Here is a 316-nt window from a genome sequence, read left to right on the forward strand (position 1 = left end):
CGGGGGCGGAGTGACTCGTAGTAGTGAGGAAATATTTGTAATGAATGTGGAGCGAAGGGGTCACGTCAGGCAGCCTTACCCGGTATCCAACTGTCAGGCAGGAGGAGATACGGAGGTTAAGGCAAAACCGTTTGTCATTGAGAAAAGAGAAGTGTACCGTGCCTGGTTATTGGTTAAAGCCAATCAAGGTGCGGCAGGCGTGGATGGTCAAACTCTCGCGGATTTTGAATCCAATCTGAAAGACAATCTGTACAAACTCTGGAACCGCTTATCATCGGGCAGTTATTATCCACCCCCGGTGAAAGGTGTCGCTATC

The 316-nt window shown here is 49.7% G+C and carries 1 pseudogene; it reads left to right on the forward strand.

Going from position 1 to position 316, the window contains the following annotated elements:
• Nucleotides 1-40: 40 nt before the first annotated feature.
• Nucleotides 41-316: pseudogene (locus ACGF5R_RS24705) on the forward strand (group II intron reverse transcriptase/maturase); the annotation flags it as partial.

It is taken from the genome of Photorhabdus sp. RM71S, assembly GCF_042879355.1.
GTDB lineage: Bacteria > Pseudomonadota > Gammaproteobacteria > Enterobacterales > Enterobacteriaceae > Photorhabdus > Photorhabdus kayaii.